We start from the raw sequence: 23,223 nt of genomic DNA on the forward strand, positions 1-23,223 counted from the left end.
TCAACGATTGTATTACATAGAAAAAACGCCTTTAATCTATTGATTCATTACTTTGTGGTGTAAATCTAGAAAACTCTGTTCTGCAAACACTCCAGCCCTGACATCATTTAATGGCCCATAATGGCAATAACACCGATACGCGATGTCTTTCTGTTATTCATTACTCCTCCGTCCAGTATCAATATATAAAATACAATCTAGTATGCCCCTCAGTAACGGTTATTTTTGGAGATATTAGCCAATCCCCAAATGTAGAACAGTACTTTTATTTAACTAAGCTGCGCCTAAGATAAAGATCAGATTTAAGTTAGGCGGTGATTCGAGTAGAATTGCTGCCATTCCCAGTCAAAGAGAAATAAAATGGCTCAGTTTGTATACAGCATGCTTAGAGTGGGCAAGATTGTTCCGCCTAAAAAGCAAATTCTAAAAGATATCTCCTTAAGCTTTTTCCCTGGTGCCAAAATTGGTGTGTTAGGGCTCAATGGTTCAGGTAAATCAACTCTGCTACGCATCATGGCCGGTCTCGATACCGAAATTGAGGGCGAAGCAAGACCAATGCAAGACCTAAAGATTGGTTACTTACCGCAAGAACCAAAACTTGATCTAAATCAGACGGTTCGTGAAGCTGTTGAAGAAGCGGTTTCCGATGCCAAAAATGCCCTCGTAAGACTCGATGAGGTTTACGCGCTTTATGCAGAGCCAGATGCTGACTTTGATGCACTCGCTAAAGAGCAAGGCCAACTCGAAGCCATCATCCAATCACAAGATGCTCATAATCTTGATGTCGTTTTAGAGCGCGCTGCTAATGCACTGCGCTTGCCTGATTGGGATGAAAAAATTGCAGTGCTATCGGGTGGTGAAAGACGCCGAGTGGCTATTTGCCGTCTGCTGCTTGAAAAACCAGACATGCTACTGCTTGATGAACCCACCAACCACTTAGATGCTGAATCAGTCGCTTGGTTAGAGCGTTTTCTGCAAGACTATGTGGGGACTGTCGTGGCAATTACCCACGATAGATATTTCCTCGACAATGCGGCGGGTTGGATTTTAGAGCTCGACCGTGGTGAAGGGATCCCATGGGAAGGTAACTACTCTTCATGGTTAGAGCAAAAGGATGCTCGTTTACAGCAAGAATCTGCAACTCAAAGCGCTCGTCAAAAGACCATCGCTAAAGAATTGGAGTGGGTACGCCAAGGTGCTAAAGGACGTCAATCAAAAGGCAAAGCACGTATGGCTCGCTTTGAAGAGCTTAATACCAATGACTATCAAAAGCGTAACGAGACCAACGAGCTGTTTATTCCACCAGGACCACGCTTAGGTGACAAGGTGATTGAAATCAATCACCTGACAAAATCCTACGGCGACCGGGTGTTAATTGATGACTTGAGCTTTGCCGTCCCTAAAGGGGCGATTGTCGGTATTATCGGTGCCAACGGTGCAGGTAAATCAACACTGTTCAAAATGATCTCTGGCGAAGAACAGCCAGACAGCGGCAGCGTTGAAGTCGGTGAGTCGGTACAAATTGCTTCAGTAGATCAGTTCCGTGATTCGATGAATGACAAGAACACCGTCTGGCAGGAGATCTCTGGCGGCCAAGATATTATGCGAATTAACAACACTGAAATATCAAGCAGAGCCTATGTTGGCCGCTTTAATTTCCGTGGTGGCGATCAGCAAAAGATCATTGGCACCTTATCGGGTGGTGAACGTAACCGTGTGCATTTAGCCAAACTGTTACAAGCCGGTGGCAACGTGCTACTGCTCGATGAACCTACCAACGACCTCGATATTGAAACACTACGAGCACTTGAAGAAGCGCTACTAGAGTTTCCTGGTTGCGCCATGGTGATTTCGCATGACCGTTGGTTCCTTGACCGTATCGCGACGCATATTCTCGATTATCGTGATGAAGGTAAAGTGAACTTCTATGAAGGTAACTACACCGAGTATTCAACCTGGTTAAAAGAAGAAATGGGCACTGACGTTGTTGAGCCTCATCGCTTAAAATACAAACGAATGAGTAAGTAACACTTCAATTATCCACTGTTAAACAGAGACCTAGGTCTCTGTTTTTATTTCTACAATCTAAATCTACTCCGTATTTTTCTGCCACATCTCAGAGGCATACACCTCAATGCCGCAAAAAATACTGGTGACATCGGATGCTATTCAAATATGAAAGCAGGTAAAAGTTATCAACTTTTCATTGGTGTATCTTCTAACTTCTAATCCCAAAAGCAAGGCATAGAGTTTCTCGATACAAATACCGCATTTGCCTTTAGCTCACTCACTGTTCGAGTAGGCTGAATAACAACAACAAAAACTCATCACAGCTTATTTTCAATTTCACAACAAAATAAGCTCAAATTATGAGATGCTAGTTTGTAAATCAGTGGAATAACAATAAGTGTAAATACCATGGATGAAAAAATTACTCAGCCACAAGACAATACGCCTCCTCAAACTGTTAGTGCACCTAAAGATATAAAACCAAAGAAATTTTTAAACAGCATTAATCATTTTCGTGGCATCGCCATCATCTTTATTGTTATGGCGCACTGCTACCGCCCTGCCGGGTGGCAGATTGAAACTTTTGCCGACAAAGCTTGGTTTAATTTAATGATGAATGGCACGGTCTTTTTTGTGTTTATTTCAGGCTTTCTGTTTCACCATGTATTTTATAACCGCTGGGATTACAAAAAATACATGAAGAGCAAAACTAAGTTTGTTTTTCTGCCCTATTTACTGCTGTCGCTACCTTGGATTGTCTGGCATCTCACCGTTGGAACCGAGCCTGCATTACATGTTCTTTATGCCGATATAACAGCGCCTGCAGAGGCTGCCAGTTGGTATGTCATCACCGGCCGTACATTAACCGCCTACTGGTATATCCCAATGGGTATGATGCTTTTTGCCCTGTCACCGTGGGTAATGTACTTAATTAAAAAACAACACGTCATGTATTGGGCTGTTGCGCTGCTTGCTATTGCCGTGATGGTGCATCGGCCAATTTCCAACCTTAATGCTATTCAATCCTTGGTTTACTTTCTCCCGGTATATTTGCTGGGGGTGTGGGGCTCAGCACATCGCGATAAGCTGTTCCCATTTATTGATAAGTACTGGATCCCTATGTTTATTTCAGCCATTGCATTGGCATTGATTCAAGCACAATTTTTTGGTGCTGGCGTGCTTAATAAAGCGCCATTTGAAATGACTGTGCCAGACCTGATGCTACCGCAAAAACTGTTACTGACATTGGTGATCTTGGCCATTTTGAACAAGTTTGAACATATTTCAATCGCGCCACTGCAAAAGTTAGCGGAGGTGAGTTTTGCCATTTACTTTATCCACCCGTGGCTTACTACGCCTTGGTGGATGATCTACGATAGCCCAGATTTATTCGGCCTCGCAGGTAAAGGCAACATCTTCACTACGTTAATTGTCACGCTCATAGTGGTCGCCATCTCGTATATGATCGCCGTGTTAATCAAAAAATTATTAAGTAAACGCAGCCGATACCTTATTGGTTGGTAATCATTTGTACAAAATAATAAGAAGTAGAAAATGAATAAAATTTATTGCCTTGCATTACTGGGGCTGACATTGCAGGGCCCACTAGCACGCGCCGATGCAGCAACTGAGTTTGATGGCCCTTACGTGATAACCCCGATATCTGGCCAAAGCACGGCTTACTGGATCTGTGACAATAAACTCAAAACGACCTCGATAGACAAGCTGCAAGTGAATCGACCAGAGCATTGCGGGGATTTACCCGAGGCTAAGATCTCAAGCGAGATTAAGCAGCTCATGCCTGACACTTACGTAGGTATTAAAAAGGTGGTCGCGTTAAGTGATGTACACGGCCAGTATGACGTGCTGATGACTCTGCTTAAAAAGCAAAAGATTATTGATAGTGAGGGAAATTGGGCCTTCGGCGAGGGGCATATGGTGATGACGGGGGATATTTTTGACCGCGGCCATCAAGTCAATGAAGTGCTGTGGTTTATGTATCAGCTCGACCAACAAGCTAGAGATGCTGGCGGCATGGTACATCTATTAATGGGCAATCATGAACAGATGGTACTCGGCGGTGACTTGCGCTATGTACACCAGCGTTATGATATAGCCGCAACCCTCATTAATCGCCCCTATAACAAGCTCTACGGCGCAGATACTGAAATAGGTCAGTGGTTAAGAAGTAAAAACACCATTATCAAGATCAACGATGTGCTGTATATGCATGGTGGGATCAGCAGTGAATGGATCAGTCGAGAGCTAACCTTAGCCAAAGCGAATGCCCTGTATCGTGCTAATGTGGATGCGTCGAAAAAATCACTAAAGGCAGATGACTTACTCAATTTCCTTTTTTTTGGAAACGGGCCAACTTGGTATCGAGGCTACTTTTCAGAAACATTTACCGAAGCTGAACTAGATACCATTTTGCAACACTTTAATGTTAATCATATCGTGGTCGGACACACCTCCCAAGAACGGGTTTTAGGTCTATTTCACAACAAGGTGATTGCCGTTGATAGCAGCATAAAAGTCGGTAAATCTGGTGAACTGCTATTACTGGAAAATAACCAGCTTATACGCGGGTTATATGACGGAACACGTGAAACACTGCAGGCAAATAGCCGTAATCAATAAAAAGTCCTCTAAGCTAGATAGTAAGCAAAGCAGTATGGTGGCGGTCAATAAGTGACAGCCACCTAATTCATTTTGGTTGACTCTCTAACCATTATTCATTTAGCACACTCTGTCAGTCAACACGCTTATCTGCGCTTCATTACTCAATAGATCCCACTTACAGCGCGACAAATGATACGCGAACTCAAGAGATGCTACCTAGATGTTAACCCAGCAGGTTTTTTGTACTGAAACTGTAAATAACTAAACGCTAATTTTCTCTACTTTACATTGCTTTACCCTACTGAGGCTGTTTTTTTCTTAAAATACACCCAACTTCGGCTGTCTTAAGTAATCACTCATGAAAACCTCATATTTTCTCATTCCTATCTTGCTGATACTGGCCGGTACGCTGACGTATAGCCGTTTATCTGAGGCTAAAAAACCGGTTTCAAAAGAGCGAGCAGTTCGTACAGTCCCCGTGATAACCGGGACTGTTGAGCAACATGATTTAGCACAATCGCTATCGCTCGTTGGTAAACTTGATGCTGAACAGTCAGTGTTTATTGCACCGCAAATCGCGGGGAAAATACGTGCGATTAATATCAGCTCAGACCAAGAGATAAGCAAAGGCCAACTACTCATTCAACTTGATGATGCAAAAGCGCAAGCAGCACTAGCAGAAACCGCTTCATACCTCGCGGATGAAAAGCGCAAACTCAAAGAGTTTTCAAAACTGATTAGCCGCAATGCCATTACCCAGACTGAAATTGATGCACAAAAAGCCAATGTTGATATGGCAACAGCCAGACTCGCAGCTGCCCAAGCAGACTTGGATTATCATTATTTAATCGCCCCCTTCTCGGGAACTGCAGGTTTAGTCGACTTTAGCCAAGGAAAGATGGTGACGGCCGGAACGGAGCTCATCACCCTCGACGACCTGTCGAGTATGCGCTTAGATCTTCAAGTCCCAGAGCATTACCTAGCCTTGCTAAGTCCCGGAATGACAGTGGTCGCTACTAGCCGTGCTTGGCCAGATACCCACTTTACCGGTGAAGTCATTGCAATCGATTCTCGCGTCAACCAAGACACCTTAAATTTGCGCGTTAGGGTCCAATTCACCAATCCTAATCATCACCTAAAGCCTGGCATGATGATGTCTGCCACCCTGGTTTTTCCGACAGTCTCTGAGCCGGTTATTCCCGTGCAAGCATTGGAGTATTCCGGTACCAATCGATTTGTTTATGTCATTGGAGAAGACAATATCGCTAAGCGCACTAAAGTGACCTTGGGTGCCCGCATCGATAATGAAGTATTGATCACTAATGGCTTAACCATTGGCGATAAGGTCGTCGTACAAGGGCTGGTCAATATGCGCGATGGTTTACGTGTCGAAGATTTAACAACTCCCTCAGTGATCGCCAAAGAAGCTGAACAGCTTACAGAACAAGCTCGAGGTAGCATTTAAATGTGGTTATCAGATGTATCCGTCAAACGTCCTGTGGTGGCGATTGTTTTAAGCTTACTGCTGTGTGTATTTGGCGCAGTCTCGTTTAGTAAGCTCTCTGTGCGTGAAATGCCTGACGTTGAAAGTCCAGTCGTCACAGTGATGACCACCTATGATGGTGCCTCGGCGACCATTATGGAGAGTCAAATCACCACCGCATTAGAAGATGAACTTACCGGTATTAGCGGCGTAGACCAAATTGAGTCGGTGACCCGTAACGGCATGAGTCGGATAACAGTGACCTTCTTTTTAGGATGGAACCTAACTGAAGGGGTCAGCGATGTACGTGATGCTGTCGCCCGCGCTCAACGCCGGCTGCCAGATGAAGCAAAAGATCCTATCGTTTCAAAAGATAACGGCACCGGTGAGCCCTCGGTATACGTTAACTTGAGTTCCTCAATAATGGATAGAACTCAACTTACCGACTACGCCCAGCGCGTACTTGAAGACCGATTCAGCCTCATCAGCGGCGTGAGTAGTGTCGACATCTCTGGCGGCTTATACAAAGTCATGTACGTTCAACTCCAACCAGAACTCATGGCGGGCAGGCAAGTGACTGCCAGCGACATTATTAAGGTTCTCAATCAAGAAAACGTAGAAACCCCAGGAGGTGAAGTCAGAAATGACACTACTGTGATGGCCGTAAGAACGGCAAGGCTATATCAAAAACCTGAAGATTTTGACTACCTAGTACTGCGCAGATCGAGTGATGGCACACCGGTTTATTTAAAGGATGTCGCTAATGTCTTTATTGGTGCAGAGAACGAAAACTCGACGTTTAAAAGTGATGGCGTCGTCAATATCAGTTTAGGCGTGGTACCGCAATCCGATGCAAACCCGCTTGAAGTTGCTCAAGATGTGCATAAAGAAGTCGACCGCATTCAGCAGTTTCTTCCTGAAGGAACAAAGTTAATCGTCGACTATGACTCCACCGTGTTTATCGATCGCTCTATTGATGAAGTGTTTAATACCTTAGCGGTAACGGCTTTACTGGTGATATTGGTGCTGTACATTTTTATTGGCCAAGCACGCGCAACGCTTATTCCTGCCGTTACCGTGCCAGTGTCTTTGATCTCAGCCTTTATCGCCGCTAACACTCTGGGTTTTTCGATTAACCTATTGACCTTGATGGCGCTAATTTTATCCATTGGCTTAGTGGTCGATGACGCCATTGTGGTGGTTGAAAATATCTTCCACCATATTGAAAAAGGGGAGCCCCCTCTCCTTGCTGCTTACAAAGGCACGCGTGAGGTTGGTTTTGCGGTTGTCGCCACCACTGCTGTACTGGTGATGGTGTTTCTACCCATTTCATTTATGGAAGGCATGGTTGGCCTGCTATTTACCGAATTTTCGGTGATGTTGGCAGTATCCGTTATTTTTTCCTCGATTGTCGCATTAACTTTAACGCCAGTACTGGCCAGTAAACTGCTAAAAGCAAATGTTAAGCCGAATCGATTCAATATTTGGATAGAGTCCATGTTCGCGCGCCTAGAACGGTTCTACCGACGCATGGTTAGCAAAGCGGTGTCATTAAGATTAGCGGCACCACTGGTGATTATCGCTTGTATTTTAGGCAGTTGGTTTTTGATGAATCAAGTGCCCGCTCAGCTTTCCCCACAGGAAGATAGAGGAGTAATATTCGCCTTTATCAAGGGTGCAGAAGGTACCAGTTACAACCGTATGGCCGCCAATATGGAGATAGCCGAAAAGAAACTCATGCCGCTATTAGGCCAAGGTGTGGTCAAGTCCTTTAGCATTCAAGCTCCCGCTTTTGGTGGTCGTGCTGGTGATCAAACTGGCTTTGTGATTATTCAGCTAGAAGATTGGAACGAACGTGACATCAATGCCCAACAAGCGCTAGGCGTCATTGCCAAAGCTTTAAAAGGGATCCCCGATGTAATGGTGCGCCCAATGTTGCCTGGCTATAGGGGCGGTTCGAGCGAACCAGTACAATTCGTTTTAGGGGGCTCAGATTACCAAGAATTATTTAAATGGGCGTCCGCGCTGGAAGAGGAAGCTCTGTACAGTCCAATCCTAGAAAGTCCTGAAATTGACTATAAAGAGACCACACCGGAACTGGTGGTCACGGTTGATCGTGAACGCGCAGCTGAACTGGGCGTTAGCGTGGCAGAAGTGTCTGAAACTCTAGAGGTCATGTTAGGTGGCCGCAGTGAAACCACCTTTGTCGAGCGTGGTGAAGAGTATGACGTCTATCTTCGTGGTGATGAAAATAGCTTTAACAGCGTTGCTGATCTCAGCCAGATTTATATGCGATCCGCAAAAGGAGAGCTCATTACGTTAGACACTATCACCCATATTGAAGAGGTCGCTTCAGCGCAAAAGCTAAGCCACAATAATAAACAGAAGTCGATAACCCTTAAAGCCAACTTAGGCGAAGGTTACACTTTAGGTGAAGCGTTAGACTTTTTAGATCAAAAAGCGATTGAGATGCTGCCGAGCGATATTTCAGTGGCTTATACCGGTGAGTCAAAAGACTTCAAAGAGAACCAGAGCAGCATATTTATCGTATTTGGTTTAGCACTACTGGTCGCCTATTTAGTGCTTGCAGCGCAATTCGAAAGCTTTATCAACCCGTTAGTGGTGATGTTTACCGTGCCTATGGGCATATTCGGTGGCTTCTTAGGGTTATATTTGACGGGTCAAGGGCTGAACATTTATAGCCAAATTGGCATGATCATGCTTATCGGTATGGTGACCAAAAACGGCATTTTGATTGTTGAATTTGCCAACCAGCTTAGAGATAAAGGCTTGGAGATAGAACAAGCAATTATTGACGCATCGGCAAGGCGTTTGCGCCCTATTCTAATGACCGCTTTTACCACACTGATTGGTGCGATACCTTTGATTATGTCAACGGGTGCAGGCTCAGAAAGTCGTATTGCCGTAGGTACAGTCGTGTTCTTCGGCATGGCATTCGCCACATTAGTCACACTACTGGTGATCCCCGCCATGTATCGATTGATCTCAGGGGCGACTAAGTCACCAGGATATGTAGAGGCTCAGCTCGATAAAGCCATTGCTGAGCAGGAGCTAAAACTACAATAAATATCAAGGTTACATCACTTAAAAGGGCTTGCTAGCGCAAGCCCTTTTGCTGTGTCAGTCACCTGGTGCAGAATCTGCCTATCTCAAGCTAGGACAAATGGAGTAATGTTAGAAGACGCTGTAATAAATGCCTTCGCTCCATAGAACAAATTAACTTACCCATAAAGCTACACCAAATGTTGGACAATTTAGCCCCTCTAATACACAGTTTTGTAAAACCCTACTACAATTAAAAGTATATTCAACTGGTTGAAAGTAAGTGGTCTTTAACCTCAGATAAGACGGTTAAGCTTATGATTAAGTCTAAAGTGCCCCCTCGAGTAATTGAAACTATTAATATTAATGGCAAGTATTTTGCTGACCGACGTGCTGTATCCAGCGAGCAAACGACTGACAATACTCAAGTCGAAGCCTATGAGCGTAGACGCAAAAATAGCAGTCATAGATACACCAATATCGACATTTGGGTCTAATATCAACTTACTTACTGCACTTTGTATTGCCACCGAATAACCCTATATTGGGTGCGATGGGAATAAGCTCTGCTTATGCTCAGCTGTCACTAACGTTAACTATCTGCTTTTAATCTCTCGCGACGCTTCACTCCTTTACCAGCCTAATGTATTGTCTTGATCGCTACTTTCTAAAAATGGTCATCCCGTGAAAAAAATTGCTCTGTTTGTTGATGTACAAAATATCTACTACACCTGCCGACAAGCCTACGGTCGTCAATTCAATTACCGTAAACTTTGGCAACACCTTGGCTATGAAGGCGAGATAACCAATGCCACAGCTTACGCCATTCATCGTGGCGATGACGGTCAGTTAAAATTCCAAGATGCGCTGAAACACATAGGTTTTGAGGTCAAGCTCAAGCCTTTTATACAACGCAGTGACGGTTCGGCTAAGGGTGACTGGGATGTGGGGATCACCATCGACATTATGGAAGCCGCAAGTGACGTTGATTGTGTGATTCTACTGTCAGGAGATGGCGACTTCGACCTGTTGATGCTAAAAATCTACCAAAAATATGGCGTTGAAACCCAAGTGTATGGCGTCCCTGGTTTAACGGCAAAATCCTTGATCGACTCTACAGGTCAATACCACGAAATTGATGATAGCTTGTTACTCTAAATTGCGATCTTGTTAGCTGACTAAAGTGTAGCGAACAGCCGATGTTGAATATCGCTCGCAATGCTGCTTCATCGTTACTGCAAACCTAAACCTGCAGAAAGCCTTTAACGGTTTCATTAAAGGCTATTCCGAGCAACCCCTCTTAAACTCGATAAAGCTGTTCTACATATTTAGGCGCTTGGCTTTGCCAATCAAAACGTTGCTGTTTCGCTAATCGCTCCATCGAATACCATTTGTCACTCTGATATAGCGCCATAGCACCTTCAAAAGTAGAAACAAGCGCAGCGCCTTGTTCAAACACATTGCTTCCTTCAAATACAAATCCCGTTTCTAAATGATGCACCGTATCTTTAAGTCCACCCACGTGATTGACCAAACAAAGCTGCCCTTCTCGCATGGCTAACATTTGACTAATGCCACAAGGCTCAAAGGAGCTCGGCATCAGAAACAGTGAACCGTGTTGGTAAAGCGCCGTAGACACCCCTTCATCATAACCATCAAGAAAGATAAAATTAGCATTGCGAGCAGCAACATCTGCAAACTCACGTGCGATTTGAGGATCGCCGCTGCCCAGCAATACAAACTTGCCGTCAGGCGCTAGCAACGCCATGCGCTCAAGTAAAACTTGCAACACCGTTTTGCCACGCCAGCACGCTTCAACCACCTCATCAGCAAAACGATAGCGTAAAATCATCACTTTTTGGTCGGTGAGTCGACCAACAGAGGTCATTAGAAAATCAGCTTCACTGGTTAATGCTGAATCTTGCTGCCATTGATGCAACCGAGACAGCGCAATAAAATCCTGACTGCTGACATGCTCTCTCCCCATTTGCCAACGCAGCAATGCTGATTCAGCTTGAGCTAACAATGCTTGCCAATCGTTAAGCGGGAATACACGCGGAGCAGACAGGTTGCCCCCCATGTCTGTGACTTTACTTAACGGCAGTGCGGGGTACATGCAACCATTCAAAATACCAATAAGGCTTTGCTGATCAAGCTTTGCTTGCAAGTCAGCTTCCAGCCCTTCCCCCCCAAAAAAACCTCGATTATGTGCTGAAGGCTGTAACACCTCTGCGGCATAACTGGGTGACACCAAATGCACCTTATCGCTCAAGACAATCGCGGCTCGTAGCGGGTTAACACAATTGGGATACCTTGGGTCGGTAATCGCTGCAAACTGTTGCTCGCTTAGCCTATCCGTTAGCGTCGGCAACCAAGCCGAAAGTGAAGAGCTATCATTGCTAAGTGGTCGAATACCTTGCAGTGCCAAATTGTGAATTGTAAACACACAAGGTAGCGTTTTAAGTGAATGAAAATGGCTATCAAATGCCCGCAACAGTGCAAAAACACCACAGTGCCAATCATGTAGATGAATCACATCGGGCGCTGGCGATATCACCTGACTTGGCTTATCCGCTGCAATGGCTAACAAATCATCATTCAATGCCTTGGCGACAGATAAACTAAACAGGGCGAATTTAGTCGCATCATCTGCAAAAGGACGCGCTGCATCGCCTTGGGAATAGATCTCGCCATTAGTGTTAAACAATGGATGTGAGAACAGATAGAAATAGCGATTATCCAGACTCGGATGAGCCGCTTTATAGACAGTAACCTGCTCTTCTCGTCCAGAGAAATTAACCTTGATCTCTGCAAGCCACTGCGCATTAGCAGCACGGTCCAAAAAACCATAACTGGGCATAGCCACATCAACGGCAACGTTGACCTTTGCTAGCGCGAGTGGCAGATCCCTGATAACGTCCGCCATGCCGCCCACTTTACCGCCTTCGATAGCAGCGTTTTCAGCCGCTAACATCAATATTCTGGGCATGATCTTATGCTCAGATTGATGATGTGTTTTGTTGCCAGTGATATGGCTTGCAACATTCACTGCTGGTTGTTCATTTGCCATCGTTTACTCGTACCCCACTGGCAGACCCAACATGTCTCGCGTGACCAGCACCACACCTTTCTCGGAAACTCTAAAACCTTTGGCGCGATCATGGTCAAGGTTATAACCAATCACACTGCCTTCTGGAATGATGCAGCCGCGATCGATAATGGCATTTTTAATCTTGCAGTTTCGAAGCACCACCACGTCAGGCAGGATCACGGAGTCTTCAACCAATGAGTATGAGCAAACCCTCACCTCATTAAACAGCACGCTGCGCCGCACCGTTGCGCCAGAGATAATGCAGCCACCCGAAATAATCGAGTCGAGTGCCATGCCACGTCTGTCGTCATCATCAAAGACAAATTTTGCTGGCGGTAGCTGCTCTTGATAGGTCCAAATAGGCCATTTAGCATCGTATAAGTTTAACGCTGGCGTGGGCGACAATAGCTCCATATTCGATAACCAGAATGAATCGAGCGTACCGACATCGCGCCAATAAGCCTCTTCATTTGGAAATGCGCTTCTAAATCGATGGGCAAAGACCTTGTGATCTTCAATAATCGACGGAATAATATCTTTACCAAAGTCGCGCTCAGAGTTCTCGTTTTGCGCATCACGTTTAAGCTGCTCGAATAAAAATTCGGTGTTAAATACATAGTTGCCCATGGACGCTAAACACTTTTCAGGGTCTTCAGGTAGGTGTTTTGGTAATTCAGGCTTCTCTTCAAATCCTAAGATCCGTCCAGACTCATCAACCTCAACAACACCGAATGCACCAGCCGCTTCAGGCGTGGGCACTTCTAGGCAAGAGACGGTCATATCTGCCCCCGACTCAGCATGTGTGGCTAAAAGTCCCGCGTAGTCCATGCGGTAAACATGGTCTCCCGACAAAATCATCACGTATTTCGGTAGTTCGTGGCGAATAATATCAATGTTTTGAAACACAGCATCGGCAGTGCCTTGATACCAGTTTTCAGAGTAGCGCTGTGAGGCCGGTAAAATCTCAACCGATTCGCCCAACTCTTTCTTAAAATGACCCCAGCCCCGCATAACATGACGGATAAGCGAGTGTGACTTATATTGCGTCACCACCCCAATACGGCGGATCCCGGAGTTAACGCAGTTCGATAATGGAAAATCAATGATCCTAAACTTACCTCCAAAATACAGTGACGGCTTAGCACGCCATTCGGTGAGTTCATGTAGCCTAGAGCCCCTGCCACCCGCAAGAATAATGGCATAGGTATCGCGCGTTAAATTACTAATGTAGCGTGGATCATTGCTCATACTGGTTCACTCCTTGAACGTACGTTATTGATATTCTTTATTAACTGAATGCTCATCACGCTCTCCAAATTTCATCGCGATATCCAGCGATAGTCATATCACTTGAGAAGCGACCACTGGCCGCGGTATTTCTAATACTCATTTGTGTCCAACTCAATTGATCTTTATAGCTATTAGCCGCCTCGACTTGCGCTAGACGGTAAGATTCAAAATCAGCCGCAGTCATCCAGGGATCATCAGGGTTTTTAATACTATTGATAATAGAGGTAAAAATATCGGGTTCTTGCAGGTTAAAGTGACCACTTTCTAATAACTCCATCACCCCTGATAAGGCGCTAGAAGCGGTGATAAACGACTGTGGTTGATATTGATCGTCCTGTCGCAATTGCGTGACTTCACTGGCATCAAGCCCAAATAGGAAAAAGTTGTCATGGCCCACCTCCTCCAACATCTCAACGTTGGCGCCATCTAAGGTGCCGATGGTCAGCGCACCGTTCATCATAAATTTCATATTGCCAGTACCTGAAGCTTCCTTACCTGCGGTTGAGATCTGTTCAGACAGATCCGTTGCCGGACAAATTTTTTCCATTGCACTGACGTTATAATTAGGCAAAAAGGCAAATCGCAGATATGGGCTAACAACCGCATCAGAATTAACCATGTGTGCAACGTTGTTGGCCAATTTAATCAGCAGTTTAGCCATCGCATAACCTGGCGCGGCTTTACCCCCAATAAGCACACAACGCGGCACTAAGTTGTCAGTATTACCCAGCCTAATCTGTTGATAGAGATGGATAACGTGCAAGATATTAAGCAGTTGGCGTTTATATTCATGAATACGCTTAACCTGCACGTCGAACATCATCTCCGGATCAAATTCAACATTGCACTCGGTGCGGATCAACTGTTGCAACACCACTTTATTGGCTTGCTTAACATCCGCCCACTCTTTGATAAACGCCACATCATCGGTAAAGGCGTTAAGCGCATTTAGGTGACTTAAATCAGTCACCCATTCATCCCCTAAGCGCTTACAGATCAATCTACTTAACTTAGGATTACACTGTGCAAGCCAGCGCCTTGGGGTCACACCATTGGTTCGATTGTTGAACTTTTCAGGCCAAAGCTGATAAAAATTGCTGAACAAACCAGAGGTCAGCAGCTGAGTATGTAAACCGGCAACACCGTTGATAGAGAAGCTGGCCACAATGGCTAAATACGCCATGCGTACATGCGGCTCATCGCCCTCTTCAATAATTGACATATCAGCCAGTTTTACCGGATCGCCTGGCCACTGATGAGCGACAACCTCTAAGTAGCGCGCGTTTATCTCAAAAATGATCTCCATGATCCGCGGTAACATATGCTGCATCATTTTTACCGGCCAGCGCTCCAGCGCCTCAGGTAACAATGTATGGTTGGTATAGGCCATGGTCTGCGTTGTAACCTGCCATGCGTCATCCCATTCAAGGAAGTACTCATCAACCAGTAAACGCATTAACTCAGGTATGGCGATAGCAGGATGCGTATCATTAAGTTGCATCACATTGAACGTGGCAAAATCACTAAAGTCATTGCCATGCAGACTAACCCAAGTGTTAAGAATGTCTTGTAAGCTGGCAGACGACAGGAAATATTGCTGCCGTAGCCTTAACTCCTTGCCGTTTTCACTGGCATCATTTGGATAGAGCACCATGGTGATCTGCTCAGCCATGTTTTTGCGTGCCACGGCTTCACTGTAATCCCCTTGGTTAAACTCAGTGAGGTCGAAATCATCGGTCGCTTCCGCTTTCCACAATCTTAAGGTATTAATACGACCATTTTGATAACCCGGTACAGGCATATCGAAAGCCACAGCAAGCACATCTTGCCTATCAACCCAAGTGACATTACAGCGTCCATTGGGGTCGATATAACTGCTGGTTCGGCCAAAGAAAGGCACTTTAACATTATGTTGTGCGGCTCTGACTTCCCAAGGATTCCCCTCTCTAAGCCAGCGATCCGGACGCTCTACTTGAAAACCGTCCACCAGCTTTTGGGCAAACATGCCATATTCATAACGAATGCCATAGCCTGTCACCGCCAAGTTCATACTGGCGCAGCTATCCAAAAAGCAGGCCGCTAAGCGCCCTAAACCACCATTACCTAGCCCAGCGTCATGCTCTTGTTGCTCAACCTCTTCAAGCGTTACTGCGTAATCCTTTAATGCATCACGAGTGGTTTGCTCAATATCGAGATTAAGCAACGCATTGCCCAGCGCGCGCCCCATCAAAAACTCCAGTGACAAATAAGCCACCTGCTTACGTTGTTGCGCAACATCATCAATTCGAGTTTGTCGCCAAGGGGCTAACATCTGCTCTTTTACCGTGGTCGCCAGCGCTTGAAACAAGTCCTGTTTTTCATACTCATCACGCGTTAAACCATTATTAATATGCCGCGCCATCACCAGATGAAATGCATCGCAAGGCTCACATGGGCTATTTTCAGTCGGCTTATCATTCACCAAAGTGACCTTCGTCTTTTTGGCTTTTGTGAGTTTTGCTGTTGATTTGGCTTTAGTGGTAGTCGTCTTTACAGGTGCAGTCATGCGGTTGCTCCTTTAAGTTGGGCATAAAACAACATCACACTTCGCTCTTTGAGCTGATAGCTCTGAGTGAAAGCTGAAGGTGAAGTGTCTATTTTTGATTCAGTGTTGGTTAAGCCCAGCTCTGGCTGAGAAAAGACCTGGTGCACAAAGGGAGCAGTCCCCTCCATGGCGACGGTACTCGACGTGATGTCATCATCGGTTTGGGTGTGTAATAAGCAGTGCCACTCGCTGTAACCTTCAATACTCGGGGCATTAAATACCAAGCTTTGATCATCAGCATTAAGCATTAACAGTAACGCCTGCTGCTCTGGCGCTATTGAATGTTCAGCGGCAACCTCACCGCAAAGTACCAAGCTTAAGCTGCGCGTGTGAGCATCGCCCCACTGCAGCTTATTCATCGGTTCGCCTTGCCGACAGAACCAACCTAGCCCACCGCCGTCTGTCGATACGTTTTGGTGAATAAAATGCTGAGGGTATAAACCACAGAAACGCTTTCTAATCGCAATCAGACGTTTTACAAAATGCAGTAAACTGCGCTGCTCGGCAGTATTTGACCAGTCACGCCAATTGGTCGAGTTATCTTGGCAATAAGCATTGTTGTTACCGTTTAAACTGTGGCCTATTTCATCTCCCGCTAGCAGCATCGGCACGCCCTGCGACAAGACTAATGTGGTGAGCATGTTTCTCACCTGGCGCTGGCGCTGTGCGTTAACATCAGCGCTGTTACTTTCTCCCTCTTCACCATAATTATGGCTGTGATTTTCTTGATGTCCGTCGCGGCTTTGTTCACCATTAGGATCATTATGCCTTTGGCAGTAACTCACCAGATCGTGCAGACTAAAACCGTCATGACTGGTGATAAAGTTGATACTCGAACTTGCCCCTCTATCAGCATGTTCAAACAAGTCGCTCGAACCGTGTAGCCTGCGAGCCAATTCAGGTAGCATGCCAAAGTCACCGCGCCAAAAGCGGCGCACGGTATCGCGATAACGATCGTTCCATTCACTCCAGCCCTGCGGATACCCCCCTAACTGATAACCTCCAGGCCCAATGTCCCAAGGCTCGGCGATCAGTTTGACTTTATTCAGTACAGGATCTTGCGCTATCGCATCGAAAAATCCGGCGCCTTTATCAAAACCATGGCTTTCTCGACCTAGGCAACTGGCTAAATCAAACCTAAAACCATCAACACCCATAATCTCGACCCAGTAACGCAGCGAGTCCATGACCAACTGCAAGACTTTGGGGTGACTAATGTTGAGCGTATTACCACAGCCGGTATCGTTGATATAAAACCGTTTATCACTCGGGAGGAGCCCGTAATAACTCAGATTATCGATACCTTTAAAACACAAGGTAGGTCCAAGACGGTTGCCCTCGGCGGTGTGGTTATAAACCACATCTAAAATCACTTCGATACCAGCGCCATGCAGTGCACTCACCATGTTTCTGAACTGTTCAATAGATGTTGGGGCAGTGAGAGAGTCACTTTGATATTGATGCTGAGGCACAAAAAAACTTAAGCTGTTATAGCCCCAATAGTTAGTCAGTTGTTTATCTTGTAGAAATGCTTCACTTATAAAACTGTGTACCGGCAATAGCTCAACACAGGTAACCCCTAATTCCGTTAAGTAACGCAGCACATTAGGCTCCGCCAACCCCAAATATGTGCCTCGAATTGACTCCTCTATCTCACCGCAAAGCTGGGTAAAGCCCTTAACATGTAGCTCGTAAATAATGTGGCCGTTGAGATCATTAGTAATAGGCGTTGCTGACGCGCATAAAGGAGAGATAGCAGATAGCAAGGAGGTATCAACCACTTTGCATTTAGGCATATAAGCCGCGTTATCACACTCGTCAAAAGAGAGATCTTCTAAGGCATGATCAGCGCAATATCCATAGTGACTTTGATGTTCAATAAATTGACCCAGCCATTGTTTGGCGTATGGGTCGAGCAGTAATTTATTGGCATTAAAGCGGTGACCAGAATGGGGTTCGAAAGGACCATCGACTCGATAACCATAAACCAACGCCTTGTCCGAACATTCAATATGCAGGTGCCACACTTGCTGGCTTTTTTGCGTCAACGGATAACGTGCAAGTTCATTCTCGCCTGCACTATCAAACACACACAGGGTTACCGCTGTGGCGTGGGCTGAGAACAGGGCAAAGTTAACGCCATGCTCATCTACCGTGGCACCGAGTGGGTAAGGCCGCCCTACTGTGGTTTGCATCACTTACGCCTTCCCTATGACTAAGCACGACAGCGGCGGAACCGTCACCAGCGCGCTATAAGACATCCCTTGGTAAGGGCTAGCTTCTGCGCTAATAACACCTTGATTACCAACGTCACTGCCACCATAAAATGCGCTATCACTGTTAAGCTTCTCAACAACATCGCTATTGTCAGCAAGCCCAATTCTAAATCCGTAATGCACCTCTGGCGTCATATTAACGATAAACACCAGCGGGCTATTATGACTCCCCTCACTTTGATCAGTGTCATCAGCCCCATAGCGGATAAAACTGAAAATACTCGACTCAGCATTATCACAATCTAACCAGCTAAAACCGCTGGGGTCGCAATCTTTTAACCACAGTGCAGAGGATGCTTTATAGAGCTGATTTAAATCTTTGACCCAAGATTGCATTCCCGAATGAGGCGCGTACTGCAGTAAGTGCCAATCCAAACTCACATCGTGGTTCCACTCATCTCGCTGAGCAAACTCATCCCCCATAAACAACAACTTCTTGCCCGGGTGACCCCACATCAAACCGTAATAAGCCCTTAACGTGGCAAATTTCTGCCAATCATCTCCCGGTATTTTATGCAGTAATGAGCCTTTACCATGGACGACTTCATCATGGCTTAACGCTAAGATAAACTGCTCGGTATATTGGTACACAAGGCTAAAGCTAAACTCGTGATGGTGGTGCTGTCGATGGATAGGGTCGCGTTGTAAATAACCCAAGCTGTCATTCATCCAGCCCATATTCCACTTAAAGCCAAAGCCCAAATTATGTTGCGTGTTGCTATCTATCGATGCCGACTCTGCTAACGGCTGGTCGATAATATGGCTTACCCCAGGCCAAGCTGTCGACTCCTCGGCTATCATGCAAACCCCTGGAAAGCTGCTATAAACGCGTTGATTCAAATTTTGTAGAAAGCTAATAGCGGCTAGATTTTCTCGCCCGCCATTAGCATTGGGTAACCACTGCCCCGCTTCTCGGCTGTAATCTAAATACAGCATTGAAGACACGGCATCGAGCCTTAGCCCATCAAAGTGAAACTCTTCCAGCCAGTAGCAAGCGTTACTCAACAGATAACTTTGTACCTCACCGCGTTCATAGTTGTAGATCAATGTATCCCAATCAGGATGTTCACCTTGGCGCGGGTCGGCATGCTCATACAAGCTCGTGCCATCAAACTGACATAATCCATGGGGATCTTTTGGAAAGTGCGCCGGAACCCAGTCAAGCAGCACCGCAATATCTGCTTGATGACAAGCATCAATAAAGCCTTTTAAGCCATTCATATCTCCGAAACGGTAAGTCGGCGCATACAGCCCCACGGGCTGATAGCCCCAAGAACCGTCGAACGGATACTCGCTGATTGGCATTAACTGCAGATGCGTAAAGCCCATCTCAAGTAGGTAGGGGATCAGCTGCAGCGTTAGTGCTGCATAATCAAGATACTTAGCACCATCATCACCTTGCCTGCGCCAAGAGGCTAAGTGCACTTCATAGATGGACATGGGCGCTTGATGCCACACCTTTTGGCTACGCTCAGCAAGCCATTGTTCATCTTGCCAAACATGAGCCTTTGCACTGCTCACCACCGAGGCATTACCCGGGGCGGGTTGCATCGCTTTGGCATATGGGTCGGCTCTTTCGATGCAAGCGCCATTGGCATCGATGATCTCAAATTTGTAGTAAGCACCAGCCGCCACATTGGGCACAAAAATCTCCCAAACACCGTTAGCAAGATGCTGGCGCATCACATTAACAGCGCCGTCCCAATGGTTGAAATCACCGATTAAAGAAACCCGTTTAGCGTTAGGTGCCCAAACACAAAACAGCACACCAGCAACGCCTTGGCATTCACGCCAATTAGCCCCTATAAATCGATAAGCTTGTTGCTGAGCTCCTGCGCCAAAAAGATAGAGGTCATCAGCAGCGAGTAAACTGTCAAATTGATAAGGGTCGATAATATCAACCTCTGATAAAGGATATTGAACTCGCAATTTGTAGAGAAATGGCTTAACTCTGCGGCCCATTTTGCCGCTGAACAGGCCTTCATCATTCTCTTTAGTTAAACTGGCCACTTTGCGAGACGTTTTAATGCAAATCACCTCAACACTCACCGCACCACGTAAAAAACAACGCACCGTAAGTGATTTACTGTTGTCACTTGCATGCATCCCTAATAGCGAAAACACATCGACAAACTCACCGTTTAGCAAGGCGACAGCGGAACCATGTTGAAATTCGGGAGCGTTGTTAGTCATAGCGGTTTAATCCATTAGATTGTGGTGACAATGTTGTCGGGCAAGGTGGAGTTTGAGCATCGGTTACACTCGCGGATGCTCGCGCCAGCCTAAGGTGTTTAAACAGCGCCTTAACACTCGTCGCAGCGGCTAAGACTTCAAGCGTAACTGGCATACGTCGCTGCCAATTGGGGTATTCAAGCCAAGTACCAGGGATATTTACCGGTTGATTGTCTTGCACTAGATCGCTCAACTGCACACTAAACAATGCGGCAGTACCCGCAGCGCAAACGGAGATCCAAGCCGGCAATAATGTTGAATAGTCGGTGGTGTTGATATCGCTATGGCTCAATGCGCCTGCATTACACAGCAGCGTGAGTAATTGCTGCTTTTCATGCTGACGATGTGACAGCGCATGTTGAAGATGACTGTCTTTATCAGTGTTAGTGTCGATAAGGCCAATCTTGTGTCTAAGATGAAGATCATCGGCTTGCCACCAAGCCAATAACGGCGGCACATCGTGATTAGCCAGCATCATCAAGCTTTGCGGTTTATAGTTTTCGGGCAAGGTAAAAGCATCATCTTGCTTACTGAAATAGAACAGATCATTTGACAGCACACCCGCATCAAAGAGTTTGCTGACTATCTCAGGCGGAATAAGCCCTAAATCTTCACCAATGACGCGGCAGCGTGCTCGCTGACTTTCAATGCACAAAATGGCCAGTAACGCATCCAGTGGATAATAAACGTAGGCGCCATTACCCTGTGCCGCAGATGCGGGCCACCACCATAGGCGCAACAGCGACATCACATGATCGATCCGCAGCGCACCACAAGACTGCATATTGGCGCGCAGCAGATAGATAAAATGTTGATAGCCACTGTGTTTAAGGGCAATAGGATCGAGCGGAGTCAGCCCCCAGTTTTGACCTTGGGGTGCAAATGGATCTGGCGGCGCGCCGATACTGGCTTGTTGGCAAAAGGGATTATTACCCGCTTGGACTTCAACACTGTTTGCCGCGGCGCCAACAGCGAGATCGCGTACTAAGCCAATCGACATTCCAAGCTGTTTAGCGTGTCCTTGGCATTGGGATAATTGTTGCTCAGCAACAAACTGTAGATAGGCAAAAAAGCGGTTATCTAGGCCTTCAAACTCGTTTAAACTTTGTGTGTCAGCCACCTGCTGATCACAGAACTGCATTAACGCCTCGCCTTTTTCGGCGATAAAAGCGTTAAAGCGTCGTGCCCGCGCACTCATAGGCTCAACATGACCTGATACAAACAACCGATATAACTGAGTAAAAATACGGTATTTGTGGCTACTGACCAAACGATAATCGAGCCAATCTGTCGCGTTAACCAGCGCCTTAGTTGCCAATAACTCGGATTCAAATTCAACATCACCCGAGTCAATTGTCCCTTTAGCCTTTTGTCGCAATAACAACTCAAATTCAGGCACCATCTCAATATTAATGTAGAGCGGGTTTAACCGGCGTCGATCAGATGGACTGTAGGGACTACAAGTTTGCGGGCTTGCAATATCAAGCGCATGCAAAGGGTTAAGTAGGATGAAACTCGCGCCCTCTTTGGCGACGACGGCAATGAGAGATAACAGATCAGCAAAATCACCAATACCCCACTGGGTATCACTGCGTAGGCTAAACAACTGAATGCTAAGGCCCCACAATCTATCGTTTAACGTTGTGCGACTAGGACTGCCTTGATAGGTCGTTGCGGGCGCAACTAACCAAGTACCAGAAACGGCCTCGCCTTTAATGGTGGAGTTTTCCAACTCAATACTTACTCGATGATAACCGAGTCCAATATAAGGAAGTTCAGCGCCGGACATTGGCTCAGTGCGCACAAGAGCAGACAGCAACAGCGCTTGAGTCATCGACAATTGGTAATGCAGGTATGCCACTGCACCCATTTGATAATTACCCACTACATTGACCAAACCGCCTATGTGACAGTGCAGCTTAGCGGCATAAAGGGAGAATTGATAAACGTCACCACTTTCAAGTTGTAGACGAATATTCAGCAAGTCATTGGTATTTTCTGGCAAATAAAGGCTGAGCAAAGGCGCATTGATACTGCAGTGCTGAAAACTCGGCAATGGTTGGGTCCATGGCAGTGCATCGAGCTCGAAGGTTTTGCTCGCAACCATATCATCGCTAAGGCGTTGTTGGTTGTCAGTAATACCAGCATCCAACATGCAGCGTAAAATCCCGATGCGATCTTGTTCTGGAGTATAGATATTCTCACCACTACAACTGACAAACTCGGCACCGACACCTTGCAAATACAGTAACTTCTCTAGCCCCATACTTGTCTTCCTTGAATTTAGTGACCCACTCTCTAGATGGAGCAGTAACCATGCCAACAACAAGTAACAGCTTAAAGACAGTTTTATTTCAATGAGGTGACAATTCTCTGCTAATGAAAATCAATAACTTAAACCAGCAAGAGCTCGTTGCCTCCTCAGTTATAAAATGATAATTAGACTTAGGGTGATTGGTTTTTTGCACAAAAAAAACGCAGCAGTGCTTCAATAAAGAGCACTAGGGCCACATAAAGGGGGTTGAATGATGAAATTAGCAGCTGTCAACGTCATAAAATTACAGAATTAGCT

At 45.9% G+C, this 23,223-nt stretch carries 13 protein-coding genes; 7 read left to right on the plus strand and 6 right to left on the minus strand.

Annotated elements, in window-relative coordinates; all coding sequences use genetic code 11:
* Positions 1-360: 360 nt before the first annotated feature.
* From ettA to CXF82_RS19535, 7 genes are all read left to right on the plus strand, one after another.
* Entirely contained in the window at positions 361-2,028 is a 1,668-nt protein-coding gene (ettA, locus tag CXF82_RS19505) for an energy-dependent translational throttle protein EttA (RefSeq protein WP_101090587.1), read from the plus strand.
* Positions 2,029-2,418: 390 nt separating this feature from the next.
* On the plus strand, positions 2,419-3,534 hold the full coding sequence (locus CXF82_RS19510; RefSeq protein WP_232775138.1) for an acyltransferase family protein: 1,116 nt from the start codon (positions 2,419-2,421) through the stop codon (positions 3,532-3,534).
* A gap of 30 nt (positions 3,535-3,564) precedes the next feature.
* Positions 3,565-4,650 (plus strand): shewanella-like protein phosphatase, encoded by a 1,086-nt coding sequence (locus CXF82_RS19515; RefSeq protein WP_102044783.1) that lies wholly within the window; start codon positions 3,565-3,567, stop codon positions 4,648-4,650.
* A gap of 340 nt (positions 4,651-4,990) precedes the next feature.
* A complete protein-coding gene (locus CXF82_RS19520) occupies positions 4,991-6,097 on the plus strand; it encodes an efflux RND transporter periplasmic adaptor subunit (protein WP_102044784.1) in 1,107 nt (368 codons plus the stop codon).
* Positions 6,098-9,202, plus strand: coding sequence for a multidrug efflux RND transporter permease subunit (locus tag CXF82_RS19525; protein WP_102044785.1), 3,105 nt, complete (start codon positions 6,098-6,100; stop codon positions 9,200-9,202).
* A 293-nt stretch (positions 9,203-9,495) separates the two neighbouring features.
* Positions 9,496-9,675 carry a hypothetical protein gene (locus tag CXF82_RS19530; protein ID WP_101090583.1) on the plus strand — a complete coding sequence of 60 codons (180 nt, stop codon included), beginning with the start codon at positions 9,496-9,498 and terminating at the stop codon, positions 9,673-9,675.
* A gap of 187 nt (positions 9,676-9,862) precedes the next feature.
* The gene (locus tag CXF82_RS19535; RefSeq protein WP_101090582.1) at positions 9,863-10,336 is read left to right on the plus strand and encodes a LabA-like NYN domain-containing protein; all 474 of its coding nucleotides are present in this window, start codon (positions 9,863-9,865) and stop codon (positions 10,334-10,336) included.
* Positions 10,337-10,478: 142 nt separating this feature from the next.
* Here CXF82_RS19535 and CXF82_RS19540 read toward each other — a convergent pair whose 3' ends face one another.
* The 6 genes from CXF82_RS19540 to malQ all read right to left on the minus strand — a co-directional run bounded on the left by CXF82_RS19540 (position 10,479) and on the right by malQ (position 22,917).
* Positions 10,479-12,152, minus strand: a complete 1,674-nt coding sequence (locus tag CXF82_RS19540; protein WP_374702380.1) for a glycogen synthase — start codon at positions 12,150-12,152, stop codon at positions 10,479-10,481.
* Positions 12,153-12,251: 99 nt separating this feature from the next.
* Complete coding sequence (glgC, locus tag CXF82_RS19545) at positions 12,252-13,517, minus strand: glucose-1-phosphate adenylyltransferase (RefSeq protein WP_101090581.1); 1,266 nt, start codon at positions 13,515-13,517, stop codon at positions 12,252-12,254.
* A 55-nt stretch (positions 13,518-13,572) separates the two neighbouring features.
* Positions 13,573-16,104 (minus strand): glycogen/starch/alpha-glucan phosphorylase, encoded by a 2,532-nt coding sequence (locus CXF82_RS19550; RefSeq protein WP_102044786.1) that lies wholly within the window; start codon positions 16,102-16,104, stop codon positions 13,573-13,575.
* Positions 16,101-18,338 (minus strand): glycogen debranching protein GlgX, encoded by a 2,238-nt coding sequence (gene glgX / locus CXF82_RS19555; protein WP_102044787.1) that lies wholly within the window; start codon positions 18,336-18,338, stop codon positions 16,101-16,103. The genes CXF82_RS19550 and glgX overlap by 4 nt, the downstream gene beginning before the upstream one ends.
* 3 nt (positions 18,339-18,341) lie before the next feature.
* Positions 18,342-20,612, minus strand: a complete 2,271-nt coding sequence (gene glgB, locus CXF82_RS19560) for a 1,4-alpha-glucan branching protein GlgB (protein WP_102044788.1) — start codon at positions 20,610-20,612, stop codon at positions 18,342-18,344.
* The gene (gene malQ, locus CXF82_RS19565; RefSeq protein ID WP_102044789.1) at positions 20,605-22,917 is read right to left on the minus strand and encodes a 4-alpha-glucanotransferase; all 2,313 of its coding nucleotides are present in this window, start codon (positions 22,915-22,917) and stop codon (positions 20,605-20,607) included. The genes glgB and malQ overlap by 8 nt, the downstream gene beginning before the upstream one ends.
* Between the last annotated feature and the right edge of the window lie 306 nt (positions 22,918-23,223).

This window comes from Shewanella sp. GutDb-MelDb (assembly GCF_002836075.1).
Taxonomy (GTDB): Bacteria; Pseudomonadota; Gammaproteobacteria; order Enterobacterales; family Shewanellaceae; genus Shewanella.

What these genes read in the sequence shown, in the direction of transcription:
- glgB (WP_102044788.1), bottom strand. Translation starts at nt 20,612, where the DNA reads ATGACTAACAACGCTCCCGAATTTCAACATGGTTCCGCTGTCGCCTTG.
- CXF82_RS19550 (WP_102044786.1), bottom strand. Translation starts at nt 16,104, where the DNA reads ATGACTGCACCTGTAAAGACGACTACCACTAAAGCCAAATCAACAGCA.
- CXF82_RS19520 (WP_102044784.1), top strand. Translation starts at nt 4,991, where the DNA reads ATGAAAACCTCATATTTTCTCATTCCTATCTTGCTGATACTGGCCGGT.
- CXF82_RS19510 (WP_232775138.1), top strand. Translation starts at nt 2,419, where the DNA reads ATGGATGAAAAAATTACTCAGCCACAAGACAATACGCCTCCTCAAACT.
- ettA (WP_101090587.1), top strand. Translation starts at nt 361, where the DNA reads ATGGCTCAGTTTGTATACAGCATGCTTAGAGTGGGCAAGATTGTTCCG.
- CXF82_RS19530 (WP_101090583.1), top strand. Translation starts at nt 9,496, where the DNA reads ATGATTAAGTCTAAAGTGCCCCCTCGAGTAATTGAAACTATTAATATT.
- CXF82_RS19540 (WP_374702380.1), bottom strand. Translation starts at nt 12,152, where the DNA reads ATGTTAGCGGCTGAAAACGCTGCTATCGAAGGCGGTAAAGTGGGCGGC.
- glgC (WP_101090581.1), bottom strand. Translation starts at nt 13,517, where the DNA reads ATGAGCAATGATCCACGCTACATTAGTAATTTAACGCGCGATACCTAT.
- CXF82_RS19525 (WP_102044785.1), top strand. Translation starts at nt 6,098, where the DNA reads ATGTGGTTATCAGATGTATCCGTCAAACGTCCTGTGGTGGCGATTGTT.
- malQ (WP_102044789.1), bottom strand. Translation starts at nt 22,917, where the DNA reads ATGGGGCTAGAGAAGTTACTGTATTTGCAAGGTGTCGGTGCCGAGTTT.
- CXF82_RS19515 (WP_102044783.1), top strand. Translation starts at nt 3,565, where the DNA reads ATGAATAAAATTTATTGCCTTGCATTACTGGGGCTGACATTGCAGGGC.
- glgX (WP_102044787.1), bottom strand. Translation starts at nt 18,338, where the DNA reads ATGCAAACCACAGTAGGGCGGCCTTACCCACTCGGTGCCACGGTAGAT.